Origin of the sequence: Bacillus mycoides (assembly GCF_018742245.1) — a bacterium.
In the GTDB taxonomy this organism is placed as follows: domain Bacteria; phylum Bacillota; class Bacilli; order Bacillales; family Bacillaceae_G; genus Bacillus_A; species Bacillus_A cereus_U.
This window is the reverse complement of record NZ_CP036132.1, coordinates 2,152,377-2,167,514: the sequence shown is the minus strand read 5'-3', so window position 1 is coordinate 2,167,514 and position 15,138 is coordinate 2,152,377. Positions and strand designations below refer to the sequence as shown.

Here is a 15,138-nt window from a genome sequence, read left to right as displayed (position 1 = left end):
GACACTTTACTTCGCCACATTTATTGTAACTATTACTTAACAAATAGTATCACCTGTTTAGAACAATAAAAAAAGAACCGATTAACCATATTAATCAGTTCGGCACGACGCTCTTTTATCGGTATTACCTTATCCAACGCATCACTAAAATTAATAGAAATACTCATAATGCAAATCCATAATTCGTCCCACAGCTTATAGCACCAAATCCTCCATAACTTCATTCCCAATAACTATTGGGATTTCCACATTCCAAGGGTTCCACTCCTTCCATCAAAGTCAAACTACCTTTCCTTTATAATTTATGTAGGACAATTATCGATTTGTATGTGTGTTTGCCTATAAATAAAAAAATCCCCATTTTAACTTTTCCTTCTAGAAAGGCAAGTTTTTTGCATAACCTCTTTCTAGCTTCGCATATATTTGTAATGATGATAAAGGAGGAATGTTCATGACTCAATCCGAAATTGAAAAATACGGCCAAGAAGCTGCACGTTACGAACAGCTCGCTCGTTACTATCAATATAGCAATCCTAAAAGATATGTAGAACTCTATATGAAATACCATGATGCAATTACAAAACTTGTACAAGCATATGAAAAGAGAGATTCGCAAGAAGCAACTTTACCGTCACATATGAGAATTTTTCACACAGCTCCCCATACACCAGCAGTTGATATTATAATAAACGGACAAAAGGTTATTAAAAATATTTCTTTTAAACAATTCAGTCCTTATTTATCATTAGTACAAGGTAAATACCGTATTGATATTGTCCCTGTCGGAAACGAAACTCCAATATTCTCAGCATTAGTACCAATAATGGGGAATCACGCTTATACCCTTGCAGCGGTCAATAGCGATAATCATCTCCAATTACAACCTATTCTTGATAATACTCATTTACCATCTGGTCAAGCAAAAATACGGTTTGCACATTTTTCACCAGACACTCCAGTAGTAAATGTAAATTTAAAAGATGGGGATCATTTATTTGAAAATGTACTCTTTAAACAAATAACAGATTTTTTACAAGTTAGCCCTGGTACAGCAGATATTGAAGTTTCACTTGCGGATACAAAAAAAGTACTATTAACCATTCCGAAATTCAACGTTGAACCAAATACAATTTACACAATTTCAATGGTAGGTTATTCAACTGAGGATCCAAAATTAGAGACCGTTATACTTACAAATTAAAACAGTCTACACCATTTGTATGGTGTAGACTGTTTACTTTTGAAACGTAATTTGAAATTCTGTCCAATCGTTATTCGAACGACACAATATGGATCCGTTATGTTTTTCTACAATTTGTTTACATACAAATAATCCAATACCGGTTCCTAGCTTTTTAGTAGTTACAAATGGCTCAAAAATGGTCTCTACATTTTCTGCTGGAATCATAGGCCCATTATTTTTTATAACAATGCGAACAGCCTGATCCTCTTCAAATGCATCAATAATAATTTTCCGCTCTTCTTTCACCGATTCAAGAGCATCAATCGAATTCATTAAAATATTTAAAACTACTTGCCTCACTTCACTCCGGTAACCAACGAGTGGAATAGGATACGGCAAATTCTTTTCAATCAAAACATTTGCATTAACTAAACTTGGATATAAGAATTGTATAATATCTTGAAATAGGTCATTTAGCCAAAAACGTTCCGATTCATTCCACATTTCTTTTTTCGATACAAGTAAAAATTGCGAAATCCTAAAATTTAATTGATCTAATTCATGTGAAATAATATCTAAATACGATAGATTAGGATGGTCTGTCTTCAATAGCTTGACAAATCCCATAATCGAAGTTAGCGGATTACGAAATTCATGCACAAAACTAGCCGACATTTGCCCTAGAATCGTAAGCCTTTCTTTATGTGTTTCATTTATATATTGCTGTTTTTCTTCTAAATTCCTCGATATAATTTCTGAGTATTTTAAAACGGTATAATAAATTAATTTGTCAAAACAAATATGTATTTTGGCCATAATCGGTTTCAGTTCACGGGCGCTTACATCCAATTCGCACATTGCTTCAAAAAGTTCATTTCTTCCCACATTTGCATTGTAAACAAAATCTCCAATATTCGCATCTGCACCTGCACGCTCAATAGCCATTTTCTCACATAATGGCTGAAGATAATTAATGTCTTTATCTTCCATAATAAGTCCGATAATTAACTCTAATAAATTTTCTCCATTTTGAACAACTTCTTGTTTAAATGGATCTTTTTCGGAAATTATCATTTTGTTTTTCCAGTTCTCTACGAATTGGTGCCTGTTGTTTTTCAAGTGCGAACAAAATACTTCTTTAATATCCTTATCGATTGGAAAAACCTCCATTCCCTCCATTTCCATACGACGAATACCCTTTATATTTTGAATATTAACACAAAAAATACATTTCGTTAATAGATTTTTGTCACATTTTGTTAATTTCTGTTGATAAAATTTATTTTTCCTTTCTTATTTAAATAAGTTGTATTCATATATCCCTTTTCCCTTCTCATTTTTTAAATTATTTTCCTGTTCAAAACTACTTTTTTTGCATCCTTTTTAATTCTTGCGTACAATAAGAAGTGAAAGGTGTGAAAAATATGGTAAATAAAAATGTGGAAGACTATCTCCAAGAAGGCATATATGGCCAAAAGCAAAACAAACCAGAAGAACGTAATATGTACTTAACTACATTACGTGAGCGTGTAGAAATCGCTTTAACCATCGGTCAAGTAATGCAAAGTAATGTGTATACAGAAGTAACAGGTAGCATGCGTTCTTCTCAATCATTACAACTATTCCTAAATGGTAGCATTGCTTACCCACATTTATCAAAATACATTAAATTAGCAAATGAAAAAAATGTTCCTTTTACAATTGTTCAAAATAAAGGCACAGAAACACCAATCGGTTTAGTACTATCTCATAGCACTGCTGTAGATAAAGAACACATTTATGCCGAGGATGATATTTTCAAACAAGAAATGAAGTAAAATAAAAAGTACACTTGATTAAAAAAGTGTACTTTTTATTTTTTAATACATATTAATTTCATTTCTGTCATTTCTTCTATTGCATATTTAATCCCTTCACGGCCTGTGCCACTCTCTTTCACACCACCATAAGGCATATGATCTACCCTGAACGTTGGAATATCATTAATCATGACACCACCGACTTCTAATTCATCAATTGCACGCATTGCTTTACATAGATTGTTTGTAAATACACCTGCTTGTAATCCATAACGTGAATTATTTACTTGTTCTAAAGCCTCATCAAATTCTTTAAATGTATTTACAGTCATAAGTGGACCGAATACTTCTTGGCACTGAACAGATACATACTCTGGAACATTTGTTAATACAGTTGGTTCAAAAATCCTTGCATCACGTTTGTTACCACCGTATACAACATTTGCTCCTTCCTTAACTGCCTCTTCCACCCATGAATTTATACGTTCTACATCGTTTTTTGAAATAAGTGCCGATACATCTGTTTCTTCATGAAGCGGGTCTCCTACTACAACGTTTTCCATTGCTTTCGTTAATTTTGTAATAAACTCCTCCATTTTGCATTCATGCACAAAAACACGTTGTACTGAAATACAAACTTGTCCATTATTCACAAACGCGCCCCATTTTACACGTTCAATTATTTCGTCTGTCAATTCAACATCTTCATCAATAATTACAGCAGCGTTCGATCCTAATTCTAACGTCACTCGTTTCAATCCAGCTTTTTCCTTAATTCCAATACCTACTTTCGGACTTCCTGTAAAAGTAATACTAGCAACGTTTTCATCTTTTACTAATGCCTCACCTACAACAGATCCAGGTCCAGAAATTATATTGAAAGCTCCCTTTGGTAAACCAGCTTCTTCAAATAATTCAACCAATGCATACGACGAAAGTGGCGTTTGGTCTGCTGGCTTTAGCACAATAGTATTTCCAGCCGCAATTGCTGGACCCACTTTATGTGCTACTAAATTAAGTGGAAAATTAAACGGTGTAATAGCACCAATAACCCCGATTGGTTGTCGAATTGTATACGCTATACGTCCCTCTGCTCCTGGCGCAGCATCTAATGGTAACGTCTCACCATATATTCGCTTCGCTTCTTCAGCTGCAAACTTATATGTTTGAACAGTGCGATCTACTTCTCCCCGTGCAGCACGAATTGGTTTTGCAGCTTCTTTTGCGATAATCTCTGCAAACTCTTCTCTTCTCTCATCCATTTTTTGTGCAACCCTTTCTAAAATGGTTGCGCGATCGTATGCAGATAATTTTTTCATTTCTTTCATTGCATTTTTAGCCGAAACTACTGCTTCCTTAACGTCATCTTCTGTACCTTGCGCAATCTCCGCTAATGTTTCTTCAGAATATGGTGCATACAATGGTTTATACGTCCCTACTGATTTCCATATCCCATTTATATATAAATGCTGTTTCATAGTGGTTCTCCTTCCAAATATATGTATACAATAATACATTACATTTATTTCACCTGGTGAAAGGTCTGACTTATGTAATTGTATCATAGCCCTAATACACCAAAAAACATTTTGCTCAAAAAAAACTCTGCCTTGTAGCAGAGTTTACGAACTAATTTGTTCTTGGAGCGAAATCTTTTTTTCATCTCCTACAATAACAATCGATTCTGAAGGTTTCGTTACTTCTAATCTCTTAATATAGTGTCCATCTAATTCTTTCACACAAAACTTATACTTTTCAATTTCAATGGTATCACCTTCGGAAATCTCAATATTTTTTGTTAGGATCCAACCGCCGATCGTATCGACATCATCGTCGTCAATAGTCAAACCTAATAATGCATTCACTTCACTAACAAGTACTTTCCCCTCAAAAATCGTTTTCGTCTCACTAACTTGTTGGATTTCCGGTTGTTCATCAGTATCGAACTCATCTTGAATATCCCCTACAATTTCTTCTAAAATATCTTCAACAGTTACAAGACCTGATGTACCACCATATTCATCAATTAATATAGCGATATGTGTCCTTTCTCTTTGCATTTTTAAAAATAGATCATGAATTGGGATAGATTCAATAACTAAAATAATTGGCCTAATATATTGCTCCACTGTCTTTTCACTAACAACTCGATGCTTCACAAAATCTGTAAATATATCTTTAAAATTCACAAAGCCTATTACATGGTCCTTATCACCATCAACAACCGGATACCTCGTATATTTTTCATGAGACATTTTTTGTAAAGCCTCTTCAGCAGGCATTTCTTTATTTAAAATATTCATCTCTGTTCGTGGTACCATTATTTCTTTCGCAATACGATCATCAAATTCAAATATTTTATTTACATACTTATATTCAGATTGATTAATCTCACCTTTTTTATAACTTTCTGAAACTAATAAGCGCAATTCTTCTTCTGAATGCACTTCATCATGCCCTTTTGGTGGTTTCAACCCAAAAAACTTTGTAATTAACCGAGCTGATCCATTTAAAATCCAAATGAATGGGAATGCAATACGATAAAACAAAATGAGTGGCTTAGCAACAAAGAAACTCACTTGTTCTGCTTTTTGAATCGCGAATGTTTTTGGAGCTAACTCTCCTACTACCACATGGAAAAATGTGATAAACAAAAATACTAAAATTATAGCGAAAATGTCTGCGAGTTGAGTAGGGACGTTCCAATTTGCAAACAACACATCAAACATGTGCTTTAGCGCAGGTTTACCAGACCACCCAATCCCAAGAGCTGTAACAGTTATTCCTAATTGACAAGCCGATAAATATTCGTCTAAGTTTGTAATGACTGTTTTGACAGATAGTGCATGATTATTTCCTTCTGCAATTAAATAGTCAATTCGTGAACTCCTCACTTTAACAATTGCAAATTCTGCTGCCACGAAAAATGCCGTTAAGGCAATTAAAACAATCACTATACTTATACTATATATGTCCAAATACTTTTCCTTACTTACAGTGTAAGCAAGGAAGCCACCTCCTACTTAAATTTATTCAAGTGAAGTAAGCATTCTTATACTCTAATAAAATTCTACATTAGTAACCACCTTTTTATATATTATATGCATACATAAAAAAGATATTTATAATTATGATAATCTAATTAGCTTATTATCGTCAAACTATAATAATTCCAATTTTCCGATAACTGAAAATGATTTATATAAATCGTATGTGCTAAACAGCTAAACTTCGTGAAAAAACACTTTCTTTGCCGATTCCACACTTCTTTTGTCACACCTGAAGGGAACTTGCTACATAACTAGAAATCATTCAACAGGATATATATAGGAGGGATTATTTTGGAATATAAAACACCATTTATCGCAAAGAAATTAGGTGTTAGCCCAAAGGCTGTTGTCCGGATTGCACAACAATTAAATCTTACGATAAAAAAAAATAAATATGGTCATTTTATTTTTACACAAGGTGATTTAGATCTAATGTTAGAATACCATCGTTCTCAAATGGACCAGCCTCAAAACTCTCAAACTACTCAAAAAACATCTTCAAATGATGTAGAAAAATTAAAAACTCAAGTAAACACAATTGTTCAAAATACATCATCGAATGATTTTAAACAATTAACAGCTCAATTAACCACAATTACAAGAAGACTAGATCGAATGGAAGAACAAATGCAAGATAAAGCAAATGATGTCGTTACATACCAACTTTTACAACATCGCCGCGAAATGGAGGAAATGTTAGAACGAATTCAAAAACTAGAAACTGCCCTAAAAAAAGAAGAACCAATATACATTACTCCTGATGCAAAACCAACATATGAAAGAGAAAAGAAACCGAAGCGTCGTAAAATGATTTTTAGTATATTTGGACTATAACCTTTTAGACCCTTATTACAAAAATAAGGGTCTACTTTTTCGTATGAAGAAAGATGACTGTAATATGACACCCTTCTTCATACTATACATATTCATATATTTTCATTTTGTTAACATAATATTTTTACTGTATTCTGCAATAAGTACCTGCGCATGAGCATTCCCTTGAATAATATCACGGAATTCTTTCAAAGAATACAGATGTGTAACCCCTTTTCGAGCATGAATCCGCACTGGTACACCTTGTAAAGTATCATGAAACTGGAATGGACTATCTATCGGTTCAATTGGAAAACCGAGTGTAAGTAAATACATATACATTCTTTTTGTAACTGCTGCAATATACCATTCCGCTTTCGTCTCTAACGCATGCATAAATAAAATAGCTGCCAGCCTTTTGAAATGTCCTCTCCCCCGAGACGTTTTCGTAATACTTAACTTTCCTATTTCATACACATTTTTCAAATCTTTCACTAAATCATTTTTAGAAAACGGATAGAAAAACTCAGAATTTGATTGTTCAGGTACTGTAAACTTAATACATTCTACTGTACCAATATGATGTTCATCTTCTATTAATAAAAATCGTGATGGATTTAAATTACGTTCTACAAACATTAAGTTTCTTTCTTCACAAAAATCTCCCCACAGTTGCTCGAACCAAAAATGTTCTTCCTTTGTTTGAACACGCTGGAACATATTTACCCGCCTTTCCCATCGCCTTTCTGTTTTTGATAACGCTTTCACTTACTATCATATAAGAACAAATCTTCGTATGCAACTAAAAATATTTATGTCTTATTATATTCTGCAAATTGAATTAAATTCCTATTTCACACTCTTTTCCCCCACATGTACCATTTCTTACTTTCTTATACAATCATACATACAAAGAAAGTTAATTGCTCTAATGAAAAATGTTTATCCTTTCAAGTTCGACCCACGTTATACTTCTTTCCTTATGGCATATAATTCTTCTTAACCTAAAGAAATCCTTCATTAAAAAGGATTCCTTTTACATTTTATTACTTTTTAACCATTTCTCAAAAATTTGAATCATCCCATGCTTCCCAGCCAACTTCTCTTCTCCTTGTTTCGTTTTATATGGATATAGTTGTAAAAACACTCCACAACCAGATTCAATTTTTTTACTATGCATATGGCTACCTGGATATACACAAATCACTTCATAAATCGCTCTTCGCTTAAAAATTCGTTTGCCATTCTGTTCTTCTACATACTTAATGGACCAGTATTTATACATTTGCTCAGTTGCTTTCGTATTACCGACAGGCTGAAAAATATTGTACATAGGGCTGTATTTCACTTCGATAATAATAGAAGATTTATATACATACTTTTCTTCTTCCTTTACATAACAATCTAAACGAATATCCGGCTTCTTTGTGTCCTCTCCGTTATAAAAATTACTTCCTTTGCTTAGTGCAATAAGAGGGTGTGTTTCAATTAAATCATTAAACGCGACGTGCACTTTTATACCATCTCGATGTAATATCACTGTCGTTCCATCTTGTAATCCGTCTAAATAAAAATGTTCTTGTATTTGTTCACGGATAGGATTCTTATCTTCAAATCCGATTTGTTCTAATATAGAAATAACGATAAAAAAAGCGTAATACTCATACACTAAAAACGTTGGTTTATATACGAATAATAAAGATGGGGGTTGCTCTGTATGTTGCGGTAACAATTCTAAATGGTAGATTAATTGTTGATGCGGTATAGATAAAGTGTTCGAATTAATGGTAGCTGTTTCAGAAACTTCCCTCCAAAATGGAGAATACAATAAATTTCGAAAGTATTGCACGCTTTCATATACGATATGAGCTAATATTTTATATTCTTGTATTTTCACAGAACTTTTCCGTAAATCTGCTTCTTTCAGTAAATGTAAATTTCTATATTTTTGTTTTTCCCTATCCGTCACGGATCCATTTCGTTCAATCGTTTTCATAATTGTTTTAACAGCTTGAAATTCATCTGACTTTTTCTTCTTTTCTCCTTCTAGTATTTCAATAGTTTTACGTACAAAACTTTCTGCTTCAAGTAAATAATAATAGAATTGCATCGTTTTAAATTTAAGAAATGCATTTTCAATACTATTTTTTTTCTCCTTAAATTTACGGTTGTAATATTTCGCATAAAGCTTTCTTTCCGTCATAATGGCAGTTTTTCTCGTTGTCTTCCGCTCTTTCGTTTCCCATTCATATTCGTGTACAAATTCCGCATTCGATTCTACTTTCTTAAAAATTTGTTTTATTCTTTTCATTTTTTGTGGCAACTTTCTTAACAATACCAAATAAGAAGAATCTTCAATATCGCTAAGTGCTGAGAAAGTTTTCTTGTAATAACCTCTATCTAAAATTAACTCGTTTAAAATTGACTTCACATAATCTTGAATCATTTCAAATTGGTCATCAAAAAAGTTTTTAGGAACAACTTGAAACGCACCATAATAAGTTTTATCTTCTATATGCACTTCAAAATGGTATAAGCCACAGCGCCACGGATAAAAAAATTCAGTTTTTCCATGTTCATACACTAATACTCTTTGTTTTTTTTCATTTAATTCATATTGTGACTCTTTTATATTCTTTTGTCCCTCATATACTTTATTCCATATGAATGTAATATCCATTGGATTTTGATAATGGAAATGCAATTTCAGTGGTTTTAATTCCTGTACTTTATAAATACATTGAACTAATGCTGTAGTAGACGTACAAAGCCGGTTTAAAAGGATAAAATCGCCTTTCCCCTCAGTACCAATAATTAGCTTCAATACAAACGGGAGCGTTTCTTTCGTATCGACGATTGCTGTTTCATAACGCTCCTCATTTTGCATAGCCATACAGCTCCAGTTCTCTACGCTTTTGTCTTATATAAGCTAAAGAATGTTCAAATGTAGATACACGATTTGCAAGCGGAGACTGTAAAAGTGGTACCAATGTCGCTCCCCTTTTTGCTTCTTCAGAAAGTAGAGAGCCCACTGTCATTTCTGTCCCCCTTAATTTCGTTAATACACGTTGCTTTATTTGCAAATCAAAACCTTCTTCCCTGCTAATCATATAGGATTGATTATTTTGGAACGGTATATTTTGCAAATACGTAGCGATTGCGCTTGCACATCGGAAAGAAATTCCTTTTGATATATCGTGCGATGATAATACATCATGTAACTTATCCAATAACTCTAATTCCTCTTCAGTAAACACTTCGATCATCTCTTTATTCCTAAACCAATTGAGTCGAAATTCTCCCGTTGTTACTTTCAGCGGGGGTTGCTGAACAACTTTCTCATGTTCTATACTCATCTCGCAAAACGGAATTTTTTGTAATGTAATCAAATTTGTTCGATCTAATAATCGATCGGAAAGCTCTTTCGTCGTTTCATCAAAATTTACAGTGCCTACGAAAATAACATTCTCACCAATTTCCACTGAAGGTGGAATTTGATTTTCTATTTCTTGTACTTTCTCATACAAACTCAAAATACGATTTTTCTTTTCAAGTTGAAGCACGGATAAAAACGGAGTAAACCAATGCTCAATATGTGACATGTTCATTTCATCGAACACAATTATATACAATTGATTTGGGTTTTCTTTAGCCTTTAACAATGTCCGAACTAACTTCGTTTCACTTTCAATAAAATTACCATTCGGATGAAGATAACCGAGAATATCATGTGGTTCTTGATACGATGGTGAAATCGGAATCCAAATTAATTCTTCACCATAACGTAATCCAAGTGCTTCTGCATAAGCTTGCACAAAGCGTGATTTCCCAACACCTGGTATACCACCAACAATTGTTAACATATTGGTTTTAACACTAATGTGAAAATTATATATATCTGTATCATCCAAATATAGCCCTTTATTACGAACCATACTTTGTACATACTGCAAAAAAGAGGATTCACGCTCATCCCATTCCCAGTCCTCCTTTTGCATTTTAATATCTTCTACTTCAACTAACTTACCTTCTTCAACAATTCGTTTATTTAGTTGGTCATACACATTTTCACTTACAAAATATAAATGATCATCTACTGCTATTTCTACATGTTTCATCCACTCGTTTATTTCAATATATTTACATTCTTTTCTTTGCTCAAAATATGAAATTGAACTTATTGATGATTTTAACGATAAATTTCCATATAGCCTTCCTTCATGCCACAATAATTCTGGAGGCTCAAAGTCTTTTGGTAATTTAGGTATAAGAAATGATAAGTAACCGTTGCCTAACTTCCGTTCCAAAGACGCTCTCTTTTTATAATTTGAGACCTTTGGTGAAGGAATCAATTTATATGAGGATGCTATTTCCCGAGGCTCTTCTGTGCATATTAATTCCAGTAATAAATTTCCACGATCATAATAAAGACGAAACATAACCAGTTGCTTTTCTAATTTACGCTTCTTTAAATCAGTAAAGATTTTTTCATTCTTTTTATTACTGCATAATCCTTCAAACAAATATTTCCCAGTCGGAAATAACTCTTGTAAAGTTAAAGGTATTGGAGAAAGACATTGTACAAAGAAATTTTCCCCATTCTTCTCTCCCTCAGCTTTTGCAAACTTCCCAATAAACCTCATATAATACATTCGCTTTATAAAACTTGGATGAAGAGCTTTATGTAACTTCAACGTAGTCACCTTCTTTTTTTCATACTATTCTTAGTGTATGAACTACAATCTAAAACTAGAAATAAAAAACCTGACGTCATCCGTCAGGTTCAAAATTAAAACGTATATTAATGAGAAGGAAATGCTTTTTTTTCTTGTAAAATGGCATTATGAGCGATTTTCATTTTAGCAAGTACGTACCGTAATCGATCTTCGGCATTTTCATCTTTATTTTGTTGCAAACTCGCCAAATTCTCTACAGAACTCGCTAAATTTTCAATCACGCCTCGAAGTTCAGGATGATGATTAAAAAAAGATTCTTGTACTAATACTTTCCTTAAATCACTAGCTAAATCCATAATTCTAGACAACTGTTCTTTTTCTTCCATTTTCATCCCTCCTGAATATCTTATGTATTAAATATTCTCTAGACAAGGAAAAAAGCCCTTTAAATTAAAAGGACTTTTACATTTTTATATTTCCTGTCAGTAACATATAAAGTGATGTGATAGCTGCAATAACAATTGCCCACATCACATATCTCTCTATACCTACAAAACAACGATTCCCTTTTTCTTTTCTTGCAAAAACGTACACGATAATCCCGATTCCATATACAATTGAAACAAGTAATAAATTCTTTAAACCAGCTGCATAAATGAGCCATACAGAATATACACAAGCAATTAAAGCTAATAAGCCATTTTTTACTCTCGCAACTTTCAGCTCTTTCGTAATGACTAATTTCAATTGAAATAGCGCTGATAATAAATACGGTAATAAAATTGATGTTGACGCAATAAAATACATAATTTGATATGTCGATTCTGAAAACAGAACGATTATAAATATAATTTGGGCAACGATATTTGAAATCCATAATGCCATATGCGGCGTTTGCTTCTTATTTGTTTTCGTAAAGACTTTCGGAAACACGCCATCTTTTCCTGCTACATGCGAAATTTCAGAAACAAGTAAAAACCAACCAATCAATGTCCCTACAAGTGAAGCAACTAAACCGATGTTAATCGCAACTGCCCCCCATGGTCCAACAACATGTTCTAATACATGTCCCATTGAAGGAGTTTCTAAAACCGAAAGTTCATTTCTCGTCATAGCTCCCATTGACAGAACAGAAATTAAAATATAAATAGACATAACTAAAATTAACCCAAGTACTGTCGCTTTTCCAACATCTCTGCTATTTTTAGCTCTTCCTGATAATACAACTGCTCCTTCAACCCCAATGAACACCCAAAGAGTTACAAGCATTGTATTTTTCACTTGACCTAGTACAGAGGAAACTGAGATTGTTCCTTCGCCCCAAAAGTCATGTGTAAATGTATCCCAGCGAAACGCCGTTACCATCACAACAATAAATAATAAGATCGGAACTAATTTCCCAATTGTTGCGATAACATTCATAATGGACGCTTCACGAATTCCAAATAAAATAAGAAAATGAAGTGTCCATAATAAAAGAGAGGCACCAACGATAGACGCAATATTATTCCCTCCTTTAAAAATCGGGAAGAAATAACCTAATGTGCTAAACAACAACATAATTGTTGCGACATTTCCTAAAATTCCTGCCAGCCAGTACCCCCACGCACTGTTAAAACCAATATATTCACCGAAACCAGCTCGTGCATAACTATAAATTCCGCCCTCAAGCTCCGGTTTTTGTCTTGCTAACGTTTGATATACGAGCGCAAGCGGAATCATTCCCATCGCTGTAATACACCAACCAATTATTGTTGCACCACTATTTGCTCCTACTGCTAAATCATGCGGTAAACTAAAAACACCGCCACCAACCATTGTTCCAACTACTAATGCGATTAACGGAAAAAAGCCTAACTTCTTTTCTATTTGTACCACCCCATCTGTCATTCTAGGTGTTATGTTCGTTCAACTATTAAAGTCACCTTTTCTCTAATAGACGTTTCTCTTATATTTTTTCAGGAAAACATTACTTATTCTAAAATAAAATGAAGAAAAATGGAATACTTTTTTGAAAAAATGTATAAGTATGCACAAAATAACCGTTCATTTTGTAATGAACGGTTATTTTAAACATATAAAGTTGTATATTTCTTGTAAAATCAACGAAGTAAATTCTCTTTTTGTAAAAATTGTTTTGCTACTTCTTCACTACTTTTCCCATTCACATTTACTTCGTAATTCATTTTTCGCATTTCTTCATCTGTAATCTTTCCAGATAATTTATTCAATGTTTTTTCAAGCTCAGGATATTTCTGTAACGTCTCTTTTCTTAATAATGGCGCTCCTTGATAAGGAGGGAATAGTCCTTTATCATCTTTTAGCACTTTAAGTCCATATTGCTCAAGTTCACTATCTGTTGAATATGCATCGATTACGTTAACATCCCCCGATTGAATTGCGCTATAGCGTAGTTTCGGTTCCATCGTTTTAACATTTAAAAACTTATAGTTATATAATTTTTGCATACCTTTATAACCATCTTCACGATCAGCAAATTCTAATGTAAATCCTACCTTAGCTTCCTGTGCAATATTTCCTAAATCAGAAATTGTATTTATGTTATTTTGATCTGCTATTTTTTTCGGCATAGCTAGTGCGTATGTATTGTTATACTCCATTGGCTTTAACATAACCATATTATATTTCTTTTCCATTCCCATACGAGCTTGTTCATATACTTCATCACGATTTGTACTTTTCAGTTCTTCTTTCACGAAAGTAGATAAAGCTGTTCCTGAAAATTCTGGGTATATATCTACTTCACCTGATTTTAACGCTTCAAATACAAATGCTGTTTTCCCAAGGCCTGGTTTTAATTCTACTTGTAAATCTGTATCCTGTTCAATAAGTTGCTTGTACATTTGAATTAAAATTTCTGGTTCAGATCCAAGTTTTCCAGCAATAACTATGTCTTTCTTTTGTGTATTCCAAAGAAATGGCGAAGCGATCATTACGACAACTATACATATCGTTAATATAACGCGCTTATATGAGCGTTTGGGCCTCTCAAGCATGCGAAGTACTATATCAAAGAATAAAGCGAGTAACGCAGCTGGTACGGCCCCTAAAATGATAAGCACATGATCATTCCGATCGATACCGAGTAGTATGAGCTTACCGAGTCCACCAGCGCCTATTAAAGCAGCTAATGTAGCCGTTCCAACAATTAATACCATCGCTGTCCGAATACCAGCCATAATAATTGGCAATGCGAGAGGAAGCTCTACCTTCCATAATCTTCTCCAGCTATTCATTCCCATAGCTCTCGCCGCTTCTATAAGTGATTCATCTAATTCCCGTATTCCTGTATAAGTATTTCGCAAAATAGGTAATAGTGCATACACAACTAATGCGATAATGGCTGGAAGTTTTCCGATTCCTACTAATGGAATTAAAAGTCCAAGTAATGCAAGTGATGGCACCGTCTGCATAACAGCAGAAGTCCCTATTATAAATTCAGCCATCCGTTCTTTTCTCGTTAATAGAATGCCAAGAGGCACCGCAATAATTACTGCAAAAAATAATGAAATAAGCGATATTTGTAAATGTTCACTTAATGCACTTAGCAATTCTACTTTTCGTTCTTGAAACGTTTGAATAAAATCAGTCACTGT

Annotated in this window: 12 protein-coding genes; 3 read left to right on the top strand and 9 right to left on the bottom strand. The window is 33.5% G+C overall.

All coding sequences use genetic code 11. From position 1 onward, the window contains the following. Positions 1 to 451: 451 nt before the first annotated feature. A complete protein-coding gene (locus EXW56_RS11000; protein WP_002148186.1) occupies positions 452 to 1,201 on the top strand; it encodes a DUF4397 domain-containing protein in 750 nt (249 codons plus the stop codon). Between the two features lie 33 nt (positions 1,202 to 1,234). Here EXW56_RS11000 and EXW56_RS10995 read toward each other — a convergent pair whose 3' ends face one another. Then, positions 1,235 to 2,368 carry a BA2291 family sporulation histidine kinase gene (locus EXW56_RS10995; protein ID WP_087952669.1) on the bottom strand — a complete coding sequence of 378 codons (1,134 nt, stop codon included), beginning with the start codon at positions 2,366 to 2,368 and terminating at the stop codon, positions 1,235 to 1,237. Positions 2,369 to 2,607: 239 nt separating this feature from the next. Between EXW56_RS10995 and EXW56_RS10990 the strand changes: the two genes are divergently transcribed. Beyond that, positions 2,608 to 3,000, top strand: coding sequence for a YueI family protein (locus EXW56_RS10990; protein ID WP_002157973.1), 393 nt, complete (start codon positions 2,608 to 2,610; stop codon positions 2,998 to 3,000). Between the two features lie 35 nt (positions 3,001 to 3,035). Here EXW56_RS10990 and EXW56_RS10985 read toward each other — a convergent pair whose 3' ends face one another. Together EXW56_RS10985 and EXW56_RS10980 are read right to left on the bottom strand one after the other, a co-directional pair. Next, a complete protein-coding gene (locus EXW56_RS10985) occupies positions 3,036 to 4,460 on the bottom strand; it encodes an aldehyde dehydrogenase family protein (protein WP_215558428.1) in 1,425 nt (474 codons plus the stop codon). 144 nt (positions 4,461 to 4,604) lie between these two features. Then, positions 4,605 to 5,960 (bottom strand): hemolysin family protein, encoded by a 1,356-nt coding sequence (locus EXW56_RS10980; RefSeq protein ID WP_070128325.1) that lies wholly within the window; start codon positions 5,958 to 5,960, stop codon positions 4,605 to 4,607. Between the two features lie 363 nt (positions 5,961 to 6,323). Between EXW56_RS10980 and racA the strand changes: the two genes are divergently transcribed. Then, positions 6,324 to 6,866 (top strand): chromosome-anchoring protein RacA, encoded by a 543-nt coding sequence (racA, locus tag EXW56_RS10975; RefSeq protein ID WP_002200614.1) that lies wholly within the window; start codon positions 6,324 to 6,326, stop codon positions 6,864 to 6,866. Positions 6,867 to 6,968: 102 nt separating this feature from the next. On the opposite strand, the gene EXW56_RS10970 is transcribed toward racA, so the two are convergent. The 6 genes from EXW56_RS10970 to EXW56_RS10945 all read right to left on the bottom strand — a co-directional run bounded on the left by EXW56_RS10970 (position 6,969) and on the right by EXW56_RS10945 (position 15,135). Further along, positions 6,969 to 7,565 carry a hypothetical protein gene (locus tag EXW56_RS10970; RefSeq protein ID WP_215558427.1) on the bottom strand — a complete coding sequence of 199 codons (597 nt, stop codon included), beginning with the start codon at positions 7,563 to 7,565 and terminating at the stop codon, positions 6,969 to 6,971. 316 nt (positions 7,566 to 7,881) lie between these two features. Continuing rightward, complete coding sequence (locus EXW56_RS10965) at positions 7,882 to 9,732, bottom strand: hypothetical protein (RefSeq protein ID WP_215597469.1); 1,851 nt, start codon at positions 9,730 to 9,732, stop codon at positions 7,882 to 7,884. After that, positions 9,722 to 11,539: an AAA family ATPase gene (locus EXW56_RS10960; RefSeq protein WP_002202125.1), complete on the bottom strand. Its 1,818-nt coding sequence runs from the start codon at positions 11,537 to 11,539 to the stop codon at positions 9,722 to 9,724. Before EXW56_RS10960 ends, EXW56_RS10965 begins: the two co-directional genes overlap by 11 nt. Positions 11,540 to 11,646: 107 nt before the next feature. Beyond that, complete coding sequence (locus EXW56_RS10955) at positions 11,647 to 11,907, bottom strand: hypothetical protein (RefSeq protein ID WP_002085825.1); 261 nt, start codon at positions 11,905 to 11,907, stop codon at positions 11,647 to 11,649. Between the two features lie 76 nt (positions 11,908 to 11,983). Beyond that, on the bottom strand, positions 11,984 to 13,411 hold the full coding sequence (locus EXW56_RS10950) for a basic amino acid/polyamine antiporter (protein WP_002119048.1): 1,428 nt from the start codon (positions 13,409 to 13,411) through the stop codon (positions 11,984 to 11,986). 212 nt (positions 13,412 to 13,623) lie between these two features. After that, complete coding sequence (locus EXW56_RS10945; protein ID WP_215597468.1) at positions 13,624 to 15,135, bottom strand: ABC transporter permease/substrate-binding protein; 1,512 nt, start codon at positions 15,133 to 15,135, stop codon at positions 13,624 to 13,626. Positions 15,136 to 15,138 lie beyond the last annotated feature (3 nt).

Excerpts from the sequence above, each read along its gene's own strand:
- EXW56_RS10970 (WP_215558427.1), bottom strand. The coding sequence starts at position 7,565 with ATGTTCCAGCGTGTTCAAACAAAGGAAGAACATTTTTGGTTCGAGCAA.
- EXW56_RS10990 (WP_002157973.1), top strand. The coding sequence starts at position 2,608 with ATGGTAAATAAAAATGTGGAAGACTATCTCCAAGAAGGCATATATGGC.
- EXW56_RS11000 (WP_002148186.1), top strand. The coding sequence starts at position 452 with ATGACTCAATCCGAAATTGAAAAATACGGCCAAGAAGCTGCACGTTAC.
- EXW56_RS10965 (WP_215597469.1), bottom strand. The coding sequence starts at position 9,732 with ATGCAAAATGAGGAGCGTTATGAAACAGCAATCGTCGATACGAAAGAA.
- EXW56_RS10995 (WP_087952669.1), bottom strand. The coding sequence starts at position 2,368 with ATGGAAATGGAGGGAATGGAGGTTTTTCCAATCGATAAGGATATTAAA.
- EXW56_RS10955 (WP_002085825.1), bottom strand. The coding sequence starts at position 11,907 with ATGGAAGAAAAAGAACAGTTGTCTAGAATTATGGATTTAGCTAGTGAT.
- EXW56_RS10950 (WP_002119048.1), bottom strand. The coding sequence starts at position 13,411 with ATGACAGATGGGGTGGTACAAATAGAAAAGAAGTTAGGCTTTTTTCCG.
- EXW56_RS10985 (WP_215558428.1), bottom strand. The coding sequence starts at position 4,460 with ATGAAACAGCATTTATATATAAATGGGATATGGAAATCAGTAGGGACG.